The organism is Pseudomonas sp. NBRC 100443 (assembly GCF_030268185.1).
GTDB lineage: Bacteria > Pseudomonadota > Gammaproteobacteria > Pseudomonadales > Pseudomonadaceae > Pseudomonas > Pseudomonas citronellolis.
Genome location: NZ_BSQE01000001.1, coordinates 72,408 through 95,045, shown reverse-complemented (window position 1 = coordinate 95,045; position 22,638 = coordinate 72,408). Strand labels below are relative to the sequence as shown.

The window sequence follows — 22,638 nt, the reverse complement described above, 5'->3', positions numbered from 1 at the left end:
GCTCGCCCCATAACCACAACAACCCCGAGGCGATGATCATGCGTGTGTTTCCCTGGGCTTCCCTTGCGGCCCTGCTCGCGGCCCTGGCCATGCCCCTGCAGGCGCAGGAGCGGGTGCTCAACCTGTACAACTGGGCGGATTACGTCGGCGCCGAAGCCTTGCAGCGCTTCCAGCAGGAAACCGGCATCCGCGTCAAATACGACACCTTCGACAGCGCCGAGGTGCTCGACAGCAAGCTGATGACCGGCCGCAGCGGCTACGACGTGGTCTTTCCCGCCAGCAGCGGGCTGGCCCGCGCCATCCAGGCCAAGGCCGTGCAGCCGGTGGACGACGCGCAACTGAAGAACTTCGCCAACCTCGACCCGGAACTGCTGGCCAAGCTGGCCGCCATCGATCCGGGCAACCGCTACGGCGTGCCCTACACCTGGGGCACCGTGGGCCTGGCGCTCAACAGGGACGAAGTGCTCAAGCGCATCCCCGACGCGCCGCTGGACAGCCTCGACCTGCTGTTCAAGCCCGAATACGCCAGCCGCCTGGCCGACTGCGGCATCTCGCTGATCGACTCGCCCCAGGAAGTGATCAGCGTGGCGCTCAACTACCTGGGCAAGTCGCCCTACAGCACCGACGCGGCCGACCTGGCCCAGGTTCGCCAGTTGCTCGAAAAGCTGCAGCCCAACGTGCGCTACATCGCCAGCGGCAAGCACATCAACGACCTGGCCAACGGCACGCTGTGCCTCGCGCTGACCTACACCGGTGACGCGCTGATGGGCGCCGCGCAGGCCAGGCAGGCGAACAAGCCATTCGAGGTGATCTACCGGATACCCAGGGAAGGCACGCTGATCTGGTTCGACACCATGGCCATCCCGGTGGACGCGCCGCACCCGCAGGAAGCGCGCGCCTTCATCGACTTCATGCTGCGCCCGGACGCCATCGCCGAGCTGACCAACACCCTGTACTTCGCCAACGCCAACCGCAAGGCCACGCCGCTGCTCAATGCCGATGTGGCCAGCGACCCGGACATCTACCCGGCGCCGGCCATGCGCCGGAAGCTGTTCGGCGAGCAGTTGCTGACCTTGAAGCAGCAGCGCGAGCGGACGCGGCTGTGGTCGGCGTTCCGCACCCGCTCCTGAGCGAGGGTGGAGCCGCAGGCACCGCGCTATCAGGACACACCCAAAAAACACCGATGATGAGGACTCCATGGATCAAGCCCACGACAACGACCAGGCCATCACCCGCGACAGCCTGTATGGCACCGCCGCCGAATCCACCTACGCCGGCATCACCAGCTTCATGCGCCGCCGCTACAGCCGCGACCTGCGCGGCGTCGACCTGGTGGTGAGCGGCGTGCCCTTCGACACCGCCACCACCAACCGCCCCGGCAGCCGCTTCGGGCCGCGGGCGATTCGTGCCGCCTCGGTGCAGATGGCCTGGGCCCGGCACTTCCCCTGGGAGTTCGACCCCTTCGACCACCTGGCGGTGATCGACTACGGCGACTGCTCCTTCGACCACGGCGTGCCGCAGGAAACCCCGGCAGCCATCGAAGCCCACGCCGCGCGCATCCTCGATGCCGGCTGCGCGCTGCTGACCCTGGGCGGCGACCACTTCATCAGCTACCCGTTGCTCAAGGCCCATGCGAAGAAGCACGGCCCGCTGTCGCTGATCCACTTCGACGCCCACAGCGACACCTGGCCGGACGAGGACTGCCAGCGCATCGACCACGGCACCATGTTCTACCATGCCGCCCGCGAGGGGCTGGTGGACCCGGCGCGCTCGGTGCAGGTCGGCCTGCGCACCACCAACGACGATGTGATGGGCTTCCAGGTGCTGGATGCCCGCGAAGTGCACCGCCACTCGCCGCAGGCCATCGCCGAACGCATCCGCGCGCGGGTGGGGGACAGCCCGGTGTACCTGACCTTCGATATCGACTGCCTCGACCCGGCCTTCGCGCCGGGCACCGGCACGCCGGTCTGCGGCGGGTTCAGTTCGCACCAGGCGCTGGAAATCCTCCGCGCGCTGCGTGGCATCAACCTGGTGGGCATGGACGTGGTGGAAGTCGCGCCGCCCTACGACAGCGCCGAGATCACCGCCCTGGCCGGCGCGACCCTGGCGATGGAGATGGTTTGCCTGTACGCGGCGCGGCACAAGCTGGGCGAGCGTTGATGGGATGGCCCGGTAGGCGCGGGAAACCCATTTTACGGGGCGTCGTGGTTGGACCTGGCGCGCTCTTCAACGGCGTTTCGTGCTCATCACCGAGCGGGGCATGGCCAAGGTCAAGCGGCGGATAACCGCGAACGGTTATCCGCCCTACGCCGAGCCCATCCCGGCGTTATCCGCCGATCCGCGGGATCAGGCGAACACCTCGACGCGATTGCGCCCGCCATGCTTGGCGCGGTACAGCGCCTCGTCGGCGCGGCGGGCCAGGACGGTGGCGTCTTCGTCCGCGCCCAGCTGGGCGATGCCGCAGCTGAAGGTGCAGGCCAGGTCGGCGGGCTTGGCCGGGTAGCGGATCTCGGCGAAGCGCTGGCGGATTTCCTCCAGCACCTTGTGCGCCGCCACGCTGTCGGTGTCCGGCAGCACCACGGCGAATTCCTCGCCGCCGTAGCGGCCGATGTGGTCGGTCTTGCGCAGGCGCTGCTTGAGGAACAGCGCCAGGCTCTTGATCACCCGGTCGCCCATGGGATGGCCGTAGCTGTCGTTGACCTTCTTGAAGTGGTCGATGTCGAGCATGGCGAAGGCCAGCGGCTGGCCTTCGCGGCGCGCGCGGTAGCTGGCGTCTTCCAGCAGTTGCAGGGTGTGGGTGTGGTTGTACAGCCCGGTGAGGCTGTCGCGCACCATCCGTGCCTTGAGGCTGCGCGCCCGCGCCGCGCGGTTGCGCACGGTGGCGATCAGGTGGCGCGGCTTGATCGGCTTGGTGAGGAAGTCGTTGCCGCCCTCGCTCATGGCGTCGAGCTGCTTGTCCAGGTCGTCCTCGGCCGACAGGTAGATGATCGGCACGCTGACGTGGCGCTCGTGCTGGCGGATCACCTTGGCCAGCTCGGTGCCCAGGCATTCGGGCATGTACATGTCGAGGATGATCAGGTCCGGCTGGAACTCGGCCAGCTCGGCCATCACCGACAGCGGCGCGGTGAGCGCGCGGGTGACGATGCCGGCGCCGTTGAGGACCATCTCGGTGTGCGCCGCCTGGGCCCGCGAGTCGTCGACGATGAGCACGCGGAAGGGGTCGTAGTGGGCGACGCGGGTGAGCATCTCGATCTTTTCCAGCACCCCGGAGGCGTCCAGGGTGCCGCTGAAGAACTCCTGGCCGCCGGCGCGGGCCGCGGCCAGGCGGGTGGGGGTGTCGGTGTCCTCGTGGCTGAAGAACAGCACCGGCAGCTTGTGCGCCAGGCCCGCCTGCACTTCCTCGGCCAGGGCCAGGCCGAGGCCCGCGCCGGCGAAGTCGACGTCCATCAGCAGCGCCGCCGGGTGGCGTTCGGCCATGGCCGCGCGGAAGGCCGCGGCGTGCTCGCACAGCTGCGCGTGGACGCCGAAGAACTCCAGCTGCTGGGCCAGGCGCTCGGCGCGCTCGGCGTCCTGCAGGGCCAGGTAGACCGGCTTGCGCAGCGGCGGCAGCTGGGTGTGTTCGAGCTGGTCGCCATGGCGCAGGCCGGTGCGCGACAGGCGCAGCATCAATTGGGCGAACTCGTTGATCCGCTCGCTGGACAGGCGCCCGCGGTTGCCCGCCACGGCGTCCAGCCCGGCGCCGATGGCGGCGGCCAGTTGGGCGTGCTCGGCCTGCTCGAAGCGCTCGGCGTAGCGCTGCAGGCGCAGGACGGCCTCGCGCAGGTCGGCCATGCCGCTGGCGGTCCATTCCGAGCGGCTGAGCTGCTGCCAGATCTCCAGCACGTGCCGGGCCTGGTGGATCACCCGCTGGGCAAAATGGTGTTTCAAGCGATCGCGGGTGGGATCGTCGTGCTCGGTCATGGCGCGCTTCTTGTGAGGGCTGACGCGGTGGCGGGGTCGCCAGAGCGATGATGGCACCATGCTACCATTTGCCGCTGGCAATTCCAGTGATGTCGGTCAAGGATCGCCAGGCGTGCCATGCAGAGGGTAGGCTGCCCTTCGGGCGCCGACTGCGGCATGCTAGTGCGCCTGGATCGCGGCATCGCCCGGCACCTGTGGCGGGGCCTGCGGTCCAACCTTTTTCCGTTAGGTCGAACCAAGGACTTTGCCATGTGGAACTGGAAGAATCGCGGCGGCTCGGTGCGCGAGCGCGTCGACGACAGGGTTGACGATGTGCGCGCCTACTTCGGCGGGCCCTGGCTGGTGCGCGTGGTCGGCGGGCTGCTGGGCGCCTACCTGGTGGTCGCCGCCCTGGTCGGCTGGTACTGGAGCCGCGAGCCGGACCTGTTCCCCGTGCAGCAGCATGCGCAGCAGGCCGCCGAGCGCGCCGGGCGGCAGATGGTGGTGGGCTACACCACCGTGGAAACCCTCAAGGAAGTGGTCGGCACCCTGCTGAACAAGCCGGGCGGCTACCTGTCCAACGACATCTTCCCGCCGGGCCTGTGGCTGGACAACATGCCCAGCTGGGAATACGGCGTGCTGGTGCAGACCCGCGACCTGTCCCGCGCGCTGCGCAAGGACTTCGCCCGCTCGCAGTCGCAGTCCACCGAGGACGCCGACCTGGCCCGCGCCGAGCCGCGCTTCAACTTCGACAACAAGAGCTGGGCGCTGCCGTCTTCCGAGTCGGAGTACGCCGAGGGCATCAAGTCCCTGGACCGCTACCTGGCGCGCCTCTCCGCCGAGCAGCCCAACGCGCAGTTCTACGCCCGCGCCGACAGCCTGAACAACTGGCTGGGCGACGTTTCCACCCGCCTGGGCTCGCTGTCCCAGCGCCTGTCCGCCAGCGTCGGGCGGGTCAAGCTGAACACCAACATCAAGACCGCCTCGGCGCTGGCGCCGGGGGAGGCGCCGCAGGTCGACGAAGAGGTGCAGGAAACCCCCTGGCTGCAGATCGACAACGTGTTCTACGAGGCCCGCGGCCAGGCCTGGGCGCTGTCGCACATCCTGCGCGCCATCGAGGTCGACTTCGCCGACGTGCTGGCGAAGAAGAACGCCACCGTCAGCGTGCGGCAGATCATTCGTGAGCTGGAGGCCACCCAGGAAGCGCTGTGGAGCCCGATGGTGCTCAACGGCAGCGGCTTCGGCGTGCTGGCCAACCATTCGCTGGTGATGGCCAACTACATTTCCCGGGCCAACGCCGCGATCATCGATCTGCGGCAACTGCTGGCGCAGGGCTGATGGACCTCGTCAGCGCCGCCGAGGCCGCCCACCGGCTGGCCTCGGACCGGGAACTGATCGCCTGGGTCGACGAGCGCGACCAGTTGCTGGGCGAGCTGCCGCGCGCCCAGCTGCGCGAGCGCGGGCTGATCGGCCGCGGCACCTTCATCCTGCTGTTCAACGGCGCCGGGCAGCTCTGCGTGCACCGCCGCAGCCTGAGCAAGGCGGTGTACCCGGGCTACTGGGACGCCGCCGCCGGCGGGATGGTGCAGGCCAGCGAGAGCTATGCGCTGTCGGCCAGCCGGGAGTTGGAGGAAGAACTGGGCGTGGCTGGTGTGGAGTTGCGCGAGCATGGCACTTTCTTCTTCGACGAGCCGGGTAATCGGTTGTGGTGCGCGGTGTTTTCCGCGACCTGGGATGGGCCGTTGAGGCTGCAGCCGGAGGAGGTGCTGGAGGCGCGGTTCGTCGAGCCGGTGGTGGCGTTGGAGGAGGCTGGTTCCGGGGCTTTGTACTGTCCGGACTCGTTGCAGGCTTTGCGGTTGTTCCTGGGGCAACTTTAAAAGAGCAAGAGCCCCTCTCCCTCTCCCTAACCCTCTCCCGCAAGCGGGAGAGGGGACTGTCCTCAGTGGGCGGCGAAAGTGTGCCATGGGCGTACCGAGGTTTATGCATCCACTCCGAAGATTCGGCGAAGCGCGTAGCCTCCGGCGCGGACTCCCTCTCCCGCTTGCGGGAGAGGGCCGGGGTGAGGGTGCTCTACCAGCATGTCGCCAATCCGCCGATCAATGACGCATTTCCACCCTTAGCATTTGCCTCCAATGCTGGTAAATTGCGCGACCTTTCCGCTCGGGTCCTCCGGCGGGAATGCGCAGCCCCTGCCTGAGTGGGGCGTCGCGGTCGGCGCCAGCCGATCATTCGTTGACCTGGCCCTTAGAGGCCAATCCTGGGGAAAACGCCCGGTGGTCAAGAAAGCATCCTCCCTGTCCGCCCTTGGCGGGCTCGTCTATTCCACCGATGCGGGCCGGCATTGCCCGGACTGCAACCAGCCCGTTGGCGCCTGCATCTGCAAGCAGTCCGTGATCCCGGCCGGCGACGGCATCGCCCGTGTGCGCCGCGAGACCAAGGGCCGCGGCGGCAAGACCGTGACCACGGTCAGCGGCGTGCCCCTGGCCGAAGACGCCCTCAAGGAGCTGGCCACGGCGCTGAAAAAACGCTGCGGCACCGGCGGCGCGTTGAAGGACGGCGTCATCGAGATCCAGGGCGACCACGTCGAGCTGCTTCTCGAAGAGTTGGCCAAGCGCGGCTTCAAGGCCAAGAAATCCGGCGGCTGATTCGTCTCTCCCCTGCAGGGAACGGGTTAGGCAGCGGCGCACGGCGCCGGCATGCCGGCCAGCCCGTTCCCTAGATGGGAGATGCGTCGCGCTCGCGAGTTCGCCACGCTTTCCTAAACTACCGCCAGAGATGGCGGTCAACACGGCAACGTCATACCCGACGTTTAGGCTTGTTGCGTCCGCGCGCTACCCGCGCCGGGCGCTCGACTTTCTTTTCAGGAGACACCCGCGCATGGCCGCAAGACGGACCCGCAAAGACGACGGCAGCAACTGGACGGTGGCGGACAGCCGCAGCATCTACGGTATCCGCCATTGGGGCGCCGGCTATTTCGCGATCAACGACGCCGGCAACGTCGAGGTGCGCCCGCAGGGCGCCGACGCCCAGCCGATCGATCTGCATGCGCTGGTCGGCCAGTTGCGCGAGGCGGGCCTGTCGCTGCCGCTGCTGGTGCGCTTTCCGGACATCCTGCAGGACCGCGTGCGCAAGCTGACCGGCGCCTTCGACGCCAACATCGCGCGCCTGGAGTACGGCAGCCGCTACACCGCGCTCTACCCGATCAAGGTCAACCAGCAGGAAGCGGTGGTGGAAAGCATCATCGCCACGCAGAACGTCTCCATCGGCCTGGAAGCCGGCTCCAAGCCGGAGCTGATGGCGGTGCTGGCGCTGGCGCCCAAGGGCGGGACCATTGTCTGCAACGGCTACAAGGACCGCGAGTTCATCAAGCTGGCGCTGATGGGGCAGAAGCTCGGGCACAACGTCTTCATCGTCATCGAGAAGGAGTCCGAGGTGCAACTGGTGATCGAGGAGGCCGAGCACGTCGGCGTGCTGCCGCAGGTCGGCCTGCGCGTGCGGCTGTCCTCGCTGGCCTCCTCGAAGTGGGCCGACACCGGCGGCGAGAAGGCCAAGTTCGGCCTTTCCGCCGCGCAGCTGCTGTCGGTGGTCGAGCGCTTCCGCAAGGCAGGCCTGGACCAGGGCGTGCGCCTGCTGCACTTCCACATGGGCTCGCAGATCGCCAACCTGGCCGACTACCAGCACGGCTTCAAGGAAGCCATCCGCTACTACGGCGAACTGCGCGCCCTCGGCCTGCCGGTGGACCACGTGGACGTCGGCGGCGGCCTGGGCGTGGACTACGACGGCACCCACTCGCGCAACGCCAGCTCGATCAACTACGACATCGACGACTACGCCGGCGTGGTGGTGGGCATGCTCAAGGAGTTCTGCGACGCCCAGGGCCTGCCGCACCCGCACATCTTCTCCGAGAGCGGCCGCGCGCTGACCGCGCACCACGCGGTGCTGATCACCCAGGTCACCGACGTCGAGCGGCACAACGACGAGCTGCCGAAGATCACCGACCTGGCCGAGCAGCCGGAAATCGTCCAGTACCTGGCCGACCTGCTCGGCCCGACCGACGCCGAGATGGTCACCGAGACCTACTGGCGCGCCACCCACTACATGAGCGACGCCGCCAGCCAGTACGCCGAGGGCAAGATCAGCCTGGCCCAGAAGGCCCTGGCCGAGCAGTGCTACTTCGCCATCTGCCGGCGCCTGCACAACCAGCTCAAGGCCCGCCAGCGCTCGCACCGCCAGGTGCTCGACGAGCTCAACGACAAGCTCGCCGACAAGTACATCTGCAACTTCTCGGTGTTCCAGAGCCTGCCCGACACCTGGGCCATCGGCCAGGTGCTGCCGATCCTGCCGATCCACCGCCTGGGCGAGGAACCGGACCGCCGCGCGGTGCTGCAGGACCTGACCTGCGACTCCGACGGCAAGATCACCCAGTACGTCGACGAGCAGAGCATCGAGACCAGCCTGCCGGTGCACGACGTGAAAGAGGGCGAGGACTACCTGATCGGCGTGTTCCTGGTCGGCGCCTACCAGGAAATCCTCGGCGACATGCACAACCTGTTCGGCGACACCGACTCGGTGAACGTCTACCAGAACGCCGACGGCAGCTTCCATCACGCCGGCATCGAGACCCACGACACCATCGAGGACATGCTGCGCTACGTGCACCTGTCGCCCGAGGAGCTGATGACCCACTACCGCGACAAGGTGGCCGGCGCCAAGCTCACCGCCCGCGAGCGCACCCAGTTCCTCGACGCGCTACGCCTGGGTCTGACGCGCTCGGCCTACCTGTCGTCCTGACCGGCACGGCCTGCTCTTCGTAGGGCGTATAACCGTTCGCGGTTATACGCCGTTACCCCGCCGACGTGGTGCTCTTCGTAGGATGGGTTGAGCCTGCGAAACCCATCGGGTCATGGTGATGGGTATCGCTTCGCTCAACCCATCCTACGTCTCCATCACCTGCGCCACGCGCCTGGCCAATTCGGTTGCCTGCCTTTCGTCCTTCACGTTGGTGAAGCTCATCACCAGCGCCGGTTCCTGGCGCGCTTCCACACACCAATTGTTCAGCGCCTGCAAGCCCAGGCCGGCTTCCCTTGCGCGGGCGGCGATGGCCTTGTCGTCGCCGTCGATCCGGCCGATCAGGTGCAGGCCGCCGGGCAGCTCGGCGAATTTCATGCGCTTGCCCAGGCGCCGCTCCAGGGCCGTGCGCAGCAGTTGCCGGCGCTGCGCGTAGAGCGTGCGGGTGCGCTTGAGGTGTCGGGCGAAGTGGCCTTCCGCGATGAAGTCGCACAGCGTCGCCTGCTGCAGCTCGGCGCAGCCGTTGGCGAAGGTCTGCTGGCTGCGCACGAAGCGCTCCAGCAATGGCGGCGGCACCACCAGGTAGCCCAGGCGCAGGGCCGGGCACAGCACCTTGCTGAAGGTCCCGGCGTAGAGCACGCGGCCCTGGCGGTCCAGGCTCTTCAGCGCCGGCAGGGGGAAGCCGGCGTAGCGGTATTCGCTGTCGTAGTCGTCTTCCACTATCCAGGCCCCGGCCTGGGCCGCCCAGTCCAGCAGGGCCAGGCGCCGCGGCAGGCTCAGGGCCACGCCGGTGGGGCTCTGCTGCGAGGGTGTGACCAGGGCGAAGCGGGCGTCGGGCGCACGGCGCAGGCCCTGTTCCACGCACAGGCCGTCGGCGTCCACCGGCACCGCGACCGGCCGGGCGCCGGCTGCGGCCATCAACTGGCGCCCGCGCGGGTAGCCGGGGTCCTCGTGCCAGAAGGCGTCGCCCGGTTGCAGCAGGGTGCGGCTGACCAGGTCCAGCGCGCCCTGGTAGCCGGCGCAGATCAGCACCTGCGCCGGCTCGCAGGCGATCCCGCGGGACACGTTGAGGTAACCGGCCAGCGCCTCGCGCAGCGGGGCGTAGCCGCAGGGATCGGGGTAGGCCAGCTCGACGTCGGCGGTGTGGCGCAGGCGGCGCGCGGCCAGGCGCGACCACAGCGCCTTGGGGAAGGCGTCCAGCGCCGGCAGGCCGAGTTGCAGCGGCAGCACCTGCGGGCCGTGGGCGATCAGCCCGGGCAGCACCTGCTCCGATTGCGGCGCCAGGCGCGCCGGGCGTTCGGCGTTGCGCCCGGCCAGCTGCGGCGATACCACGGTGCCCGCCGGGCCGCGGGCCAGCAGGTAGCCTTCGCTGGTCAGCAACTGGTAGGCCAGCTCCACGGTGCCGCGGGCCACGCCCAGCTCGCTGGCCAGGCCGCGCACCGGCGGCACCCGCTCGCCCGGGCGCAGGGTGCCGCGGGCGATGGCCTCGCGGATGCGCTCGTAGAGCTGGCGGTAGATCGGCTGCGCCAGGCCGGGGTCCAGGCGCAGGGCGAGGGGCTCGGTCATGGCCGGGTTCGCTGCGGAGGTTGTGGAAAAATGACTATGCCATGACGCGGATCAGCCGTCGCGAGCGGACGAGTGCCGCGCCAGCGACTAGGCTTGCAGTTCCAGACCCGGGAGCAGCAAGGCGATGGACTTCAAGGATTACTACGCGGCGCTGGGCGTGGCGCCGGACGCCGACGAAAAGGCGATCAAGACCGCCTACCGCAAACTGGCGCGCAAATACCACCCCGACGTCAGCAAGGAGGCGGACGCCGAAGCGCACTTCAAGGAAGTCTCCGAGGCCTACGAGGTACTCAAGAGCCCCGAGAAGCGCGCCGAGTACGACCAGTTGCGCCAGTACCAGCAGAGCGGCCGCTTCGAGGCGCCGCCGGGATGGCAGCCGTCCGGCGGCTTCGAGGGCGCCGAGCATTTCCAGGAGCAGGACTTCTCCGACTTCTTCGAGTCGATCTTCGGCGCCCACGCCGGCCCGCAGGGGCACCGCCGGCGGGAAAGGCGCGGCCGCGACATCGAGCTGGAGGTGCCGTTGTTCCTGGAGGAGAGCCAGTCCGGCGAGCCGCAGCCGATCCGCTTCGGCCTGCCCAGCTACGACGAGCAGGGCCGACGCCTGCCCGACGTGGAGAAGACGCTGAAGGTGCGCATTCCTCCGGGCGTAGTGGACGGCGAGCGCATCCGCCTGAAGGGCCAGGGCGCGCCCGGCATCGGCGGCGCGCCGGCCGGCGACCTCTACCTGATCATCCGCCTGGCGCCGCACCCGCTGTTCGACGTCGACGGCCGCAACCTTGTCCTCAGCGTGCCGCTGGCGCCCTGGGAAGCGGCGCTGGGAGCGAAGATCGAGGTACCCACCCTGAACGGCCGCATCGCCCTCAGCGTGCCGCCGGGCAGCCAGAGCGGCCAGCGCCTGCGCATCCGCGGCAAGGGCCTGGCCGGCAAGGGCGAGGACCCTGCCGGCGACCTCTACGCGGTGCTCAAGGTGGTGATGCCCAAGGGCGCGCCCGAGGGCGAGACGCGCAAGCACTGGGAAGAACTGGCCGCCCGCGCGGCCTTCGATCCACGCAGCCAGTGGGGTAAACGGCCATGAGCGAGATACTGCTGAGCCTGGAGCTGGAAGAGCTCTGCGAGGGCGCGCGGCTGCCGCGCGAGACGCTGCTGGAGATAGTCGAGGTCGGCATCGTCGAGCCCCTGGAGCGGCGGGGCGACACCTGGCTGTTCAGCGTCGAGTCGCTGACCCTGGTGCGCCGCGCGGTGCGCCTGCAGCGCGAGTTCGAGGTGGACTGGCCGGGCATCGCCCTGGCCCTGCGCCTGCTCGACGAGGTGGAGCAGCTGCGCAGCGAGAACGTCCGCCTGCGCCAGCGGCTGGCGCGTTACGAGGAAGATTGAAGGGGCGGGAGAGTCCGCCCCGCTCCACATTCCCCGCTCCTACAGGTTGCCGGAAAGCACGGCATTCCTCCCCGTAGGAGCGGACCTTGTCCGCGATAGCCGGATATCCCGGCGCGGATCGCGGATGAGATCCGCTCCTACGCCACCCCACCCACACCATTCCAATGTAGGAGCGCGCCCTGCGCGCGAAATCGCGGGCAGGGCCCGCTCCTACAGGTTGCCGGGAAGCACGGTGTTTCTCCCCGTAGGAGCGGACCTTGTCCGCGATAGCCGGATATCCCGGCGCGGATCGCGGATGAGATCCGCTCCTACGCTGCCCCACCCGCGCCATTCCCCTGTAGGAGCGCGCCCTGCGCGCGAAATCGCGGGCAGGGCCCGCTCCTACAGATTGCCGGGAAGCACGGTGTTTCTCCCCGTAGGAGCGGACCTTGTCCGCGATAGCCGGATATCCCGGCGCGGATCGCGGATGAGATCCGCTCCTACGCTGCCCCACCCGCGCCATTCCAATGTAGGAGCGCGCCCTGCGCGCGATTTCGTGGGCAGGAAGGCGCACCGTTGCCCGGGAACGATGACGCGTTACGAGAAGGATGATGCTCTTCGTAGGAGCGGCGCGGGGCTCAGGCTCCGGCGATCTTCTCCACCCAGCGGGCGTAGCTGTCGATGATGGTCTGCAGGAAGGGCCCGACCTGGTCGTTGGCCTTGCCGGCGGCGTCGAAGAAGTTGCCGGCGCCGCCCAGGTAGGTTTCCGGCTGCTGCATGCAGGGCACGTCGAGGAACACCAGGGACTGGCGCAGCGCATGGTTGGCGCCGAAGCCGCCGATGGCCCCCGGCGAGACGCTGACCACGCCGCCCGGCTTGCCGCCCCAGGCGCTCTTGCCGTAGGGGCGCGAGCCCACGTCGATGGCGTTCTTCAGCGCAGCCGGCACCGAGCGGTTGTATTCCGGGGTGACGAACAGCACCGCGTCGGCGCGGCGGATGCGCTCGCGGAAGGGCGCGTAGGCGGCCGGGGCGTTGTCGCCGTCCAGGTCCTCGTTGTACAGCGGCAGCTGGCCGATCTCGACGATCTCCAGCTTCAGGTTCGCCGGGGCCCGCTCGGCCAGGGCCAGGGCCACCTTGCGGTTGAGGGATTCCTTGCGCAGGCTGCCGACCAGCACGGCGACGTCGAAGACTTTGCTCATGGGCGTTTCCTTGTGGCGAGGGAAGTCGGGAACCTTCGTTATAGACGAGAAATGTGGCATTCGCGGGGGCGCTGCGCGGATCGGTCGCGAGGCCATGTCCCAGGCTTTCAATCGATTCTTGGCTCTGTCGACTATGCCATGGCGCCCCTAGAGTGGCCCCATCCACTCTCCAGACGAGGTCGAACATGTGCACGAGAATCTTCTTCGCCGGCGCCACCGGCGCCGTGGGCAAGCGCCTGCTGCCCATGCTGCTGGCGCGCGGCTACCGGGTGCTGGCGTGCAGCCGTGAGCCGGCGCGGGCCGAGGCCCTGCGCGCGGCCGGCGCCGAGGCGCAGGTGCTGGACGTCTTCGATGGCGCGGCGCTGACGCGCGCCATGCTGGAATTCCGCCCGCAGTGGGTGCTGCACCAGCTCACCGACCTGCCGCCCGGCCTGGACCCGGCGCGCATGGCCGAGGCCGCGCCGCGCAATGCCCGGGTGCGCCGCGAGGGCACCGCCAACCTCGTGGCCGCCGCCCGCGCCGCCGGGGCGCAGCGGCTGGTGGCGCAGAGCATCGCCTGGGCCTATGCGCCGGGGCCCTTGCCGCACCAGGAGCGGCAGCCGCTCGACCTTGCGGCCGAAGGCCCGCGCGCCATCAGCGTCGGCGGCGTCGCCGCGCTGGAGAACGCCGTGCTCGGCGCCGCGCCGCTGGAAGGCCTGGTGCTGCGCTACGGGCGCCTGTACGGCCCGGGCACCGGCTGCGACGAACCCGACCCGCGCCTGGCCCTGCACGTCGACGACGCCGCCCGCGCCGCGCTGCTGGCGCTGGAGTGGGGCGCGCCCGGGTGCTACAACCTGGCCGAGCAGGACATCGAGGTCAGCACCGCGCTGGCGCGCCACCGGCTCGGCTGGCAGCCGGGCTTCCGCCTGGCCCGAGGAGAAACCCCATGACGCCACTCACCCCCTTCACCCCGCAGCAGCTGCAGGCCTGCCTGGCGCGCCTCGGCCTGCCGCCGCAGCCGCCGGCCGCGACCCTGCAGACGCTGGAACGCCTGGTCGACGCGGCGCTGCACCACCTGCCTTTCGAGAACCTCGACGTGCTGCTGGCGCGGCCCGTCGCCATCGAGCCGGAGGCGGTCTTCGCCAAGGTCGTCGAGGGTGGCCGCGGCGGCTACTGCTTCGAGCTGAACAGCCTGTTCGCCCGGCTGCTGGCCAGCCTCGGCTACCGCATCAGCCTGCTGGTGGCACGGGTGCGCTGGGGCATGCCGGCGGAGGTCGAGCGCACCCAGCAGAGCCACCTGCTGCTGCGCATCGAGCTGGACGAGGGGCCCTACCTGGCGGACGTCGGCTTCGGCGGCGCCAACCCGCCACGGCCTTGCCGCTGGTGATCGGCGAGGAACTGCCCGGCGGCTGGCGCATCGCGCCCCACGACGGCGACGAACTGGAACTGGCGCTGCACACCGCCAGCGGCTGGCAGGCGCTGTACCGCTTCACCCTGCAAGCGCAGCACTGGGTCGATTACCTGCCGCGCAACTGGTACACCTCGACGCACCCGGACAGCGTGTTCCGCAAGAGCCTGCGGGTAGCGCTCAGCGAGGGCGACACGCGCCTGACCCTGCTCGACGGCCAGTTCGGCTGGCGCGATGCCAAGGGCAACGCCGAGCAGCGGCGGATTCTCGACGTGGACGAACTGATCGAGGTGCTGCGCGGGCGCTTCCACCTGCTCCTGCCGCCGGCCACCGCCGAGGCCCTGCGCGAGCCCCTGGCGCGGCTGCTCTAGCTGCCGGTCATGCCGATGCCGTGGGCCATCAGGCTGGCCAGCAGCGGCAGGATCAGCATCGCCAGCAGCTCGATGCGGATCACCAGCGTCACCCGCCGGCCCTGGGCCTCGCCGACCTGCGGGGCCTGCCCGGCCTTGAGCGCGTTGCGCCAGTTGAGGAAGGTCAGCGTCGGGTAGATGGACAGCAGCGCCACCAGCACGAACAGGACGACCAGGGCGTGGAAGGCGGCGTTGTGCAGGTAGTAGTCCAGGCCCTTGGCGAACCACAGGGTGCGGGCGATGCCGCTGAGCAGCACGACGCCGGCGCTGGCGCCGTAGGCCAGGTCGATGATCACCAGGCTGCGGGCGCGCCTGGCGTCCAGCGGCAGCTGGAACAGGCGGTGCTCCAGCACCAGCAGGGCGAACATCACGAAGATGGAGATGAAGTGCAGGTAGGCAACCAGGGCTGAAGCCATGTCGTCGGGTCCTTGTCAGGCGTGGGCCGTGGTCCGCGCCACGGCTTCGTTGTGTTCGGCGCTATCGTGGGCGCCGCCTGGCACTTTAGAGCGCGGCGGCGGCGCCTGCCAGTCAGGCCGAGGGCAGGCCGACCCAGGCGTCGCGGCGCGTCAGGCGCCAGGCGTAGGCGGCGAGGATCAGCCCGCGCAGCAGCATGAAGCTGAGGAACGCCAGCCACAGCCCGTGGTTGCCCAGCGGTTGCAGCAGCCAGCCCAGCGGCAGGCTCACGGCGCAGGCCAGGAGCATGGCGTTGCGCATCTCGCGGGCGCGGGTGGCGCCGATGAACAGCCCGTCCAGCAGGTAGCTCCACATGCCGATCAGCGGCAGCACGGCGAGGTATGGCAGGTACTGGTCGGCCACCGCACGCACCTCGGGGATGTCGCTCTGCAGGGCGATGAACAGGTGTCCGGCGCTGCCGAAGAACAGCACGAAGGCCAGGCTGGCCAGCAGCGACCAGCCGCAGGCCACCAGCAGCGAGCGGCGCAGCGTGCGCCGGTCGCCGCTGCCGATGGCGTGGCCGCACAGGGCCTCCACCGCGTGGGCCAGGCCGTCGAGGGCGTAGGAGGTGATCATCAGGCCGTTGAGCAGCAGGGCGTTGGCCGCCACCGTGGCGTCGCCCAGGCGCGCGCCCTGCACGGTCACCAGGAAGAACACGCCCTGCAGCGCCAGGCTGCGGATGAAGATGTCGCGGTTGACCATCAGCAGCGGCGCCCAGCTCGCCCAGCGGCGCAGGCGGCGCCAGTCCGGCACGCCGGGGAAGCGCCCCAGCGCGCCGCGGGCCAGCCACAGGCCGAGGGCCGCGCCGCTCCACTCGGCGATCACCGAGGCCTGCGCGGCGCCGGCCACGCCCCAGCCCAGGCCGAGCACGAAGAGCAGCTCCAGGGCGATGTTCACCAGGTTGGTGGTCAGCAGGATGGCCAGCGGCCCGCGGGCGTTCTGCGTGCCCAGCAGCCAGCCGATCAGCGCGTAGCTGGCCAGGGCCGCGGGCAGGCCGAACAGGCGGATGTGGAAGAACTGCCGGGCCAGGCCGTCGAGTTCCGGCGAGGCGTTCATCAGGCCCATGGCCACGGGCGTCAGCGGCAGCGCCAGCAGGCCCAGCAGCAAGGCCAGGCCCATCGCCAGCAGCAGGCCCTGGCCGAGGATGCGCCGCAGCGCGCCGCCATCGCCGCGCCCGGCGGCCTGGGCGGCGAAGCCGGTGGTGCCCATGCGCAGGAAGCCGAGCACGCCCACCAGCAGGGTGTACAGGCTGCCGCCTACGGCCACGGCGCCCAACTGGTGGGCGTGGGGCAGGTGGCCGATGACCGCGCTGTCGACCAGAGTCACCAGCGGCACGGATACGTTGGACAGGATCATCGGCGCGGCCAGCGCCCAGACCCGTCGGTGGGTCGGGCGATCGCGCCAGGCGTCGCTCAGTGGGTTCATGCAAGGCTCCGCAGCAGCGCCGCAGTATAGCGGGACCGGAGCGCCCGCGGCCTTACGCCGGCTTCTTGCGGTAGGCGCAGTAGCCCGGGCGCGGGCCCACCTGCGGGTGGTTGCGGCAGGTGTCCGGGCGCTTGGCGTAGACGGTGCACAGGCGCGTCTTGCGGTCCAGGTACAGGCAGTCGCCGTTGCTGCTGCGGGTGAGGGTGAAGATGCCGCTCTTCTGGTTGAAGCGCTCGACCAGGCCTTCCTTGCTCAGGCGCTTGGCGATGTTCTTGGCCGGCTCCTCGCGTTCGAATTCGTCCACCACGCCCAGGCGGATGAGGTCGCCGATGCGCACTTCCACCGGCATGGTGCAGCAGGTGGCGTGGCAGTCGCGGCACAAGCCCGAGCTGTACTTGGCCCAGGTTTCCAGGCGGTCGAGTTCGGCGTTGGCGATCAGCGGCGGTTTTCTCATGGCGGCGGCACGGTGCGTTGCGGGGGCGCGCAATCATAGTGGCCTGGCTGGCGGATTGCGCGCCCTTTCGACGAAAAGCCGGCTCAGCCGCGCCAACGCGGTTGCAGGCCGTCGTCCAGCGTCCAGTGCGGTTGCCCCGGGCGCAGGCGCACGCCGCCGACCCAGCGCTCGGCGGCCAGTTGGTCCAGGCCGTGGCGCTCGCCGGCCAGCACCTGGCGGCCCAGCGCGGTGAGGCGCACCGGGCGCTGCGTCCAGGGCAGGTGCTGCTCGGCTTCGACCAGCAGCGGGGTGGGGCTGTCGATCAGCGGGCGCATCAGCACGTGGAACATCAGGTCGCCCAGATAAGGCAGCGGCTCGCGGTGCGTCATCAGCTCGGCGAACACCCGGCCCAGGGGCAGCTCGCCGCGCTCGGCGACTATGCCCAGGCTCAGGCGCTCGGTCAGCGACAGGCCGTCGCGCGCGCCGGGCAGTTCCTGTAACTGGCGGCGCAGGGCGTTGCCCAGCAGCGGCAGCGCCGGTGTCGGTTTACCGGCCAGTACAGCCCAGGCCTGTGGCGAGGGCTGGCGGTAGGCGTCCCAGGCTTCGCGGGCCAGCAGCAGGGCCTCTTCGCCCAGCGGCCGGCGCTGCGGCCAGAGCCAGGCCAGCAGGTCGGGGGCCAGTTGGCCGATGCCGATGAAGCGCTGCACGCCGGGCACCCGGTCGGTCTCGATCAGCTCCAGGCGCTCGGGCAAGCGCGGCAGGCCGGCGAGCACGCGGATCAGGAACAACTGGTCGTAGGCATCGGCCTCGCACCAGAGCACCACCCGCTGGCGCTCGGGCAGGCGGTCGAGCAGGGCGTATTCGTCCCGGGTGCGGCGCAGGGCGTCGGCCGCGGGGATGTCGAAGGCCTGGCTGACGAAGGCCGCGCGCAGCTGGCGGAAGCTTTCTTCCGGCAGCGCCGGCACGGGGCCCATGCTCAGCGGGTCGGCGAACATGCGGAACTCGCCGCGGAAGCCGGCGAGTTCCAGGCTGTGGGCGATATCGTTGCCGCAGCGCAGGTGCAGGCAGGCGGCCTCGTCGCCGCTGGCGAAGTCCGGGTGGCGCGCGGCGAAGGCGATGGCCTCGACGTGGGCCTTGAGCTTCGGCCAACTGGCGAAACCCAGTTCCCGCGCCAGCAGCCACTGGCAGTCGGCCAGCCGCGGCGGATGGCCGAGGCCGTGCGGGGCCTGGGCGTGGAGGCGTTGCAGGGCTTGCGCCTGGCCGGCGCGCAGGTCGCGCAGCAGGGCCTTGGCGTGCTGGCGTTGGCGGTCGAGGTCGATACGGCCGTCTTGGCCGGAAGTCGGGGACATACGAACTCCTTTCGGGCCGGGTCCGCTGTCGGGCCGGAGTCGTATGGGAAGTCGGCGGATGCATCACCTGGGCGAACCCTTTCCGCGGACCGGTGGCGTGGTGGACGCCGCCGCCCGACTATAGCGGCGGCGCCCGCGCCGGGCAATGCCGGCGCTCAGCCCTTGCGGATCAGCCAGATGCCCACGCCGATTGCGGCGATGCCGGCGAGCTTCAGGGCGCTGATGGGGTTCTCCCTGAAGCCGGCCCAGCCGAAGTGGTCGAGGGCCATGGCCATGCCCAACTGGCCGGCCAGCACCAGCACCATGAACAGCAGGGCGCCGACCCGCGGCGCGGCGAAGGCGGCGATGAAGATGAAGAACATGCCGAGGAAGCCGCCGCACCAGTGCCACCAGTGCAGCGAGCGCAGTGCCGGCACGCCGGGGAACTCGCGGTTGGCGAGGGTCAGCACCAGCAGGCCGAGGGTGCCGACGAAGAAGGAGATCAGCGCGGCGGCCAGCACGCTGGACACCTGCTTGGCCAACTGGCCGTTGATGCCCGCCTGCAGCGGCAGGCAGGTACCGGCGATCAGCGGCAGGACGAACATCCACCAGGGTGGCGTGGGCATGGGGGACTCCTTGGCAGTCGAAGCGAAAAGGACAGCCGGCTAGTATGCACCAGACCGGAGCAGCGCTCCCGCTTCCCAGGAGAGAAACCATGGGCACCTCCGCTTCCCGCACCCTGGCCGTGCGCATCGAGCGCCCCTGGCAGGTGGCCTACGACTTCCTCGCCGAACCGCGCAACTTCCCGCGCTGGGCCTCGGGCCTGTGCAGCGCCATCGAACCGCTGGACGCCGACCACTGGCTGGCGCAGACGCCCCAGGGGCCGCTGCGGGTGCGCTTCTCGCCACGCAACCCGTTCGGCGTGCTGGACCACGACGTGCTGCCCGAAGACGCCCCGCCCATCCACATCCCCCTGCGCCTGATCGCCAACGGCGACGGCTGCGAGCTGCAGCTGACCCTGCTGCGCCAGCCGGCGATGGACGACGCCGCCTTCGAGCGCGACGCGCAGTGGGTGGAGAAGGACCTGGGGACGATCAAGGCGTTGCTGGAGTCGGAGGAGCTGCCTTGGACGATGGGGTTTTCGCCGTGAAGTTCGGGGCGGGTGCTTCGAGGTTGAACGCGGAGCGTGTTTGGGGCCAAGGTCAGGCGGCGTATAACCGCGAACGGTTATACGCCCTACGCCACCTGTAGGCGCCGCTGCTTTTCGTAGCCTGTAGGATGGGTTGAGCGAAGCGATACCCATCACCGTGACCGCATGGGTTTCGCAGGCTCAACCCATCCTACGAAATGCACCTGGTGTAGCCGGCAGATAATTGTTCCTACGGGATTTCCCTCTTTACGCCACCGCCTGCAGCCGGGGGATCGGCGGATGGGGTTGCTGGCTGACCTGCCAGAGGTCGTAGGCGGCCTGCATCGCCAGCCAGTGCCGGGCGCTGGACAGGCCGGCCTGTTCCAGGCGCCAGGCCAGGTCGGCGCTGATGGGCGCGCGGCCATGCAGCACCTTGGACAGGTGCGGCCGGCTGAAACCCAGGTGCGTGGCCAGCGCAGTGACCGACAGGCACAGGGCCGGCAAAACATCCTCGCGCAGGATTTCGCCCGGGTGGGGTGGGTTGTGCATGGCCATGGCGAGCCCTCCGCTCAGTGGTAGTCGAGGTAGTCCAGCAGTTCCGCGTCGGTGCCTTCGAAGCGGAAGATCACCCGCCAGTTGCCGGAGACGCTGACGGACCAGTAGCCCCGCAGCGTGCCTTTCAGCCCGTGCAGGCGATAACCGGGCAGGTCCATTTCCCTGGGGTCCTTGGCGGCATCCAGGGCAGCAAGGATGCGCAGCAGCCTGGACACATGGTCAGCCCTGACGCCGCGATGATCCCCATGCAGGTATAGGGTACGCAGGCCCTTGTGGCGGAAGCTCCTGATCATCGCCGGACTGTAATCTAACAGATTACAGCTTCCTGAGCCGAGATGCTTGTAGGATGGCGCCGCTTCTCGTAGGAGCGAGCTTGCTCGCGAACGGAGTTTCCCGGTCATGGCGGTGCATGAGGTCACCACCGTTCCCTCTCCCCAGCCCTCTCCCTGAAGGGAGAGGGGGCTTGTCCGTGCCGAGGGAAGGCAAGGTTTCCGTCGGAAGCTTTCGGTGTTGCCGGCTGACTCCAGAACAGCCAAGCGCGCCGAACGGTCCCCTCTCCCTTCAGGGAGAGGGTTAGGGAGAGGGCGCTCTTCGGAACCGCACCAAGCCCCCCAACAGAACACCCCTCACAATCGCGCCCCCAACTCCGCCCCCTCCCTGATCGCCCGCTTGGCATCCAGCTCCCGCGCCAGGCGGGCGCCGCCGATGATGTGGTGGCGCAGGTTCTCCGCGGCCTGGGTGGGGGGCAGTTCCAGCAGCGGCTCCTGGCCGGCGCAGATCACCACGTTGTCCACCGCCAGGCACTGTTCGCGGCCGTCCATGCGGATGTGCAGGCCGGCGTCGTCGATGCGCAGGTATTCCACGCCGCCCAGCATCCGCACCTGGTGGTGCCTCAGGTGGGCGCGGTGGACCCAGCCGCTGGTCTTGCCCAGGCTGGCGCCGGGCGTGCCCGGCTTGCGCTGCAGCAGCCAGAGCTGGCGTTTCGGCGTGATCGGCGTGGGCCTGCGCAGCCCGCCTGGCGTGCTGTTGTCCAGGTCGATGCCCCATTCGCCCAGCCACTGGCCCAGCGGCTGCGGGCCTTCGCGTTCGGCGAGCAGGAAGCTGGCGACGTCGAAGCCGATGCCGCCGGCTCCGATCAGCGCCACCTTCCGGCCCACCGGCGCGCCGTTCAGCACGTCGAGGTAGCCGAGCACTTTGGGATGCTCGATGCCCGGCAGCTGCAGCCGGCGCGGGCGGATGCCGGTGGCGACTATCACCTCGTCGAACTGCCCTTGCAGCTCGTCTCGGGCGATGCGCCGGTTCAAGTGCAGGTCCACGCCCAGCTCGGCCAGGCGCACGGCGAAGTAGCGCAGGGTTTCGCCGAACTCTTCCTTGCCGGGGATGCGCCGGGCCAGGTTGAACTGCCCGCCGATCGCGCCGCCGGCCTCGAACAGGCTGACGCGGTGGCCGCGCTCGGCCGCCACGCAGGCCGCCGAGAGTCCGGCGGGGCCAGCGCCAATCACCGCGATGCGCTTGGGCTGGCGCGCCTTGCGGTAGCGCAGCTCGGTCTCGTGGGCGGCGCGCGGGTTGACCAGGCAGCTGGCGCGGCGGTTGGCGAAGGCGTGGTCGAGGCAGGCCTGGTTGCAGGCGATGCAGGTGTTGATGCGCCCGGGCTGGCCGGCGGCGGCCTTCTGCACGAACTGCGGGTCGGCCAGCAGCGGCCGGGCCAGGGACACCAGGTCGGCCTGGCCGCTGGCGAGCAGCGCCTCGGCCAGCTCCGGGGTGTTGATGCGGTTGCTGGCGATGAGCGGGATGCGCAGTTCGCGGCGCAGGCGCGCGGTCACCTCGGCGAAGGCCGCGCGCGGCACCGAGGTGACGATGGTCGGCACCCGCGACTCGTGCCAGCCGAAGCCGCTGTTGAGCACATCCACGCCGGCCTCCTGCAGCGCCAGCGCCACCTGGCGTACCTCGTCCCAGGTATTGCCGCCTTCCACCAGGTCGAGCAGCGACAGGCGGAAGCCGATGACGAAGCGCTCGCCCGCCGCGCGGCGGATGCGCCGGACGATCTCCAGCGCCAGGCGCATGCGGTTCTCCAGGCTGCCGCCCCAGCGGTCCTGGCGGCGGTTGCCGCGCGGGCAGAGGAACTGGTTCAGCAGGTAGCCCTCGCTGCCCATGATTTCCACCCCGTCGTAGCCGGCGGCGCGGGCCAGGCGCGCGCAGCGGCCGAAGGCGGCGATGGTGCGGGCGATGCCGCGCTCGGACAGCTCGCGCGGGGCGAACCAGCTGATCGGCGACTTGAGCGGCGAGGCCGAAACCACCAGCGGGTGATAGCCGTAGCGCCCGGCATGGAGGATCTGCAGCAGGATGCGCCCGCCCTCGGCGTGCACCGCCTGGGTCAGGCGGCGGTGCGCCGGCACCTGCAGGCTGCCGGTCAGGTCGCTGCCCAGCGGCAGCAGCCAGCCCTCGCGGTTGGGCGCGAAGCCGCCGGTGATGATCAGCCCCACGCCGCCGCGGGCGCGCTCGCGGTAGTAGGCGGCGAGCTTGCCGAAGTCCCACAGGCGGTCCTCCAGGCCGGTGTGCATGGAGCCCATGACCACGCGGTTGCGCAGCTGCAGCGGGCCGATCCGCAGCGGGGCGAGCAGGTGAGGGTAGGGGCTGGCGTCGGTGGCGTGCATGCTGGCTTCGTCGGCAGGG

General features: G+C 69.8%; 21 protein-coding genes and 1 pseudogene. 11 read left to right on the top strand and 11 right to left on the bottom strand.

Going from position 1 to position 22,638, the window contains the following annotated elements; genetic code table 11:
• Positions 1-32 precede the first annotated feature (32 nt).
• Both QSJ95_RS00470 and speB read left to right on the top strand, forming a co-directional pair.
• Positions 33-1,130: a polyamine ABC transporter substrate-binding protein gene (locus QSJ95_RS00470; protein WP_472783066.1), complete on the top strand. Its 1,098-nt coding sequence runs from the start codon at positions 33-35 to the stop codon at positions 1,128-1,130.
• Positions 1,131-1,197: 67 nt separating this feature from the next.
• Complete coding sequence (gene speB, locus QSJ95_RS00465) at positions 1,198-2,160, top strand: agmatinase (protein WP_285639066.1); 963 nt, start codon at positions 1,198-1,200, stop codon at positions 2,158-2,160.
• A gap of 186 nt (positions 2,161-2,346) precedes the next feature.
• Here speB and QSJ95_RS00460 read toward each other — a convergent pair whose 3' ends face one another.
• A complete protein-coding gene (locus QSJ95_RS00460) occupies positions 2,347-3,960 on the bottom strand; it encodes a GGDEF domain-containing protein (protein WP_285639065.1) in 1,614 nt (537 codons plus the stop codon).
• 249 nt (positions 3,961-4,209) lie between these two features.
• Between QSJ95_RS00460 and QSJ95_RS00455 the strand changes: the two genes are divergently transcribed.
• From QSJ95_RS00455 to speA, 4 genes are all read left to right on the top strand, one after another.
• Positions 4,210-5,277, top strand: coding sequence for a DUF2333 family protein (locus QSJ95_RS00455; RefSeq protein WP_024128112.1), 1,068 nt, complete (start codon positions 4,210-4,212; stop codon positions 5,275-5,277).
• On the top strand, positions 5,277-5,816 hold the full coding sequence (locus QSJ95_RS00450) for an NUDIX hydrolase (protein WP_472783065.1): 540 nt from the start codon (positions 5,277-5,279) through the stop codon (positions 5,814-5,816). Before QSJ95_RS00455 ends, QSJ95_RS00450 begins: the two co-directional genes overlap by 1 nt.
• Before the next feature lie 396 nt (positions 5,817-6,212).
• Positions 6,213-6,584, top strand: coding sequence for a translation initiation factor Sui1 (locus tag QSJ95_RS00445; RefSeq protein ID WP_043268734.1), 372 nt, complete (start codon positions 6,213-6,215; stop codon positions 6,582-6,584).
• Positions 6,585-6,816: 232 nt separating this feature from the next.
• The gene (gene speA / locus QSJ95_RS00440) at positions 6,817-8,730 is read left to right on the top strand and encodes an arginine decarboxylase (RefSeq protein ID WP_253392197.1); all 1,914 of its coding nucleotides are present in this window, start codon (positions 6,817-6,819) and stop codon (positions 8,728-8,730) included.
• A gap of 144 nt (positions 8,731-8,874) precedes the next feature.
• On the opposite strand, the gene pdxR is transcribed toward speA, so the two are convergent.
• Positions 8,875-10,293 (bottom strand): MocR-like pyridoxine biosynthesis transcription factor PdxR, encoded by a 1,419-nt coding sequence (pdxR, locus tag QSJ95_RS00435; RefSeq protein ID WP_285639059.1) that lies wholly within the window; start codon positions 10,291-10,293, stop codon positions 8,875-8,877.
• Between the two features lie 124 nt (positions 10,294-10,417).
• On the opposite strand from pdxR, the gene cbpA reads away from it, so the two are divergent.
• On the top strand, positions 10,418-11,368 hold the full coding sequence (gene cbpA / locus QSJ95_RS00430; RefSeq protein WP_043268738.1) for a curved DNA-binding protein: 951 nt from the start codon (positions 10,418-10,420) through the stop codon (positions 11,366-11,368).
• Complete coding sequence (locus QSJ95_RS00425) at positions 11,365-11,667, top strand: chaperone modulator CbpM (RefSeq protein ID WP_285639058.1); 303 nt, start codon at positions 11,365-11,367, stop codon at positions 11,665-11,667. The genes cbpA and QSJ95_RS00425 overlap by 4 nt, the downstream gene beginning before the upstream one ends.
• A 617-nt stretch (positions 11,668-12,284) precedes the next feature.
• Here QSJ95_RS00425 and QSJ95_RS00420 read toward each other — a convergent pair.
• Positions 12,285-12,845: an NADPH-dependent FMN reductase gene (locus QSJ95_RS00420; RefSeq protein ID WP_009613278.1), complete on the bottom strand. Its 561-nt coding sequence runs from the start codon at positions 12,843-12,845 to the stop codon at positions 12,285-12,287.
• A gap of 185 nt (positions 12,846-13,030) precedes the next feature.
• Between QSJ95_RS00420 and QSJ95_RS00415 the strand changes: the two genes are divergently transcribed.
• Complete coding sequence (locus QSJ95_RS00415; RefSeq protein ID WP_285639052.1) at positions 13,031-13,774, top strand: NAD-dependent epimerase/dehydratase family protein; 744 nt, start codon at positions 13,031-13,033, stop codon at positions 13,772-13,774.
• A pseudogene (locus QSJ95_RS32845) lies at positions 13,771-14,603 on the top strand (arylamine N-acetyltransferase family protein). Before QSJ95_RS00415 ends, QSJ95_RS32845 begins: the two are co-directional and overlap by 4 nt.
• Here QSJ95_RS32845 and QSJ95_RS00400 read toward each other — a convergent pair.
• The 5 genes from QSJ95_RS00400 to QSJ95_RS00380 all read right to left on the bottom strand — a co-directional run bounded on the left by QSJ95_RS00400 (position 14,600) and on the right by QSJ95_RS00380 (position 18,907).
• The gene (locus QSJ95_RS00400) at positions 14,600-15,058 is read right to left on the bottom strand and encodes a DUF2214 family protein (protein WP_285639048.1); all 459 of its coding nucleotides are present in this window, start codon (positions 15,056-15,058) and stop codon (positions 14,600-14,602) included. The pseudogene QSJ95_RS32845 and the gene QSJ95_RS00400 overlap by 4 nt on opposite strands.
• A gap of 112 nt (positions 15,059-15,170) precedes the next feature.
• Complete coding sequence (locus tag QSJ95_RS00395; RefSeq protein WP_285639046.1) at positions 15,171-16,520, bottom strand: MATE family efflux transporter; 1,350 nt, start codon at positions 16,518-16,520, stop codon at positions 15,171-15,173.
• Between the two features lie 52 nt (positions 16,521-16,572).
• The gene (locus QSJ95_RS00390) at positions 16,573-16,974 is read right to left on the bottom strand and encodes a YkgJ family cysteine cluster protein (protein ID WP_043318795.1); all 402 of its coding nucleotides are present in this window, start codon (positions 16,972-16,974) and stop codon (positions 16,573-16,575) included.
• Positions 16,975-17,057: 83 nt separating this feature from the next.
• Positions 17,058-18,302, bottom strand: a complete 1,245-nt coding sequence (locus tag QSJ95_RS00385; RefSeq protein WP_285639043.1) for a DUF1835 domain-containing protein — start codon at positions 18,300-18,302, stop codon at positions 17,058-17,060.
• Between the two features lie 155 nt (positions 18,303-18,457).
• Positions 18,458-18,907, bottom strand: coding sequence for a DMT family transporter (locus QSJ95_RS00380; protein WP_009613271.1), 450 nt, complete (start codon positions 18,905-18,907; stop codon positions 18,458-18,460).
• A gap of 89 nt (positions 18,908-18,996) precedes the next feature.
• Here QSJ95_RS00380 and QSJ95_RS00375 point away from each other — a divergent pair, with 89 nt between their 5' ends.
• Positions 18,997-19,431 carry an SRPBCC family protein gene (locus QSJ95_RS00375; RefSeq protein ID WP_058488270.1) on the top strand — a complete coding sequence of 145 codons (435 nt, stop codon included), beginning with the start codon at positions 18,997-18,999 and terminating at the stop codon, positions 19,429-19,431.
• 246 nt (positions 19,432-19,677) lie between these two features.
• Here QSJ95_RS00375 and QSJ95_RS00370 read toward each other — a convergent pair whose 3' ends face one another.
• From QSJ95_RS00370 to QSJ95_RS00360, 3 genes are all read right to left on the bottom strand, one after another.
• Positions 19,678-19,965 (bottom strand): HigA family addiction module antitoxin, encoded by a 288-nt coding sequence (locus tag QSJ95_RS00370; protein WP_009613269.1) that lies wholly within the window; start codon positions 19,963-19,965, stop codon positions 19,678-19,680.
• Between the two features lie 14 nt (positions 19,966-19,979).
• On the bottom strand, positions 19,980-20,258 hold the full coding sequence (locus tag QSJ95_RS00365; protein WP_285639039.1) for a type II toxin-antitoxin system RelE/ParE family toxin: 279 nt from the start codon (positions 20,256-20,258) through the stop codon (positions 19,980-19,982).
• A 333-nt stretch (positions 20,259-20,591) separates the two neighbouring features.
• Entirely contained in the window at positions 20,592-22,619 is a 2,028-nt protein-coding gene (locus tag QSJ95_RS00360; RefSeq protein ID WP_285639038.1) for an NADPH-dependent 2,4-dienoyl-CoA reductase, read from the bottom strand.
• Positions 22,620-22,638 lie beyond the last annotated feature (19 nt).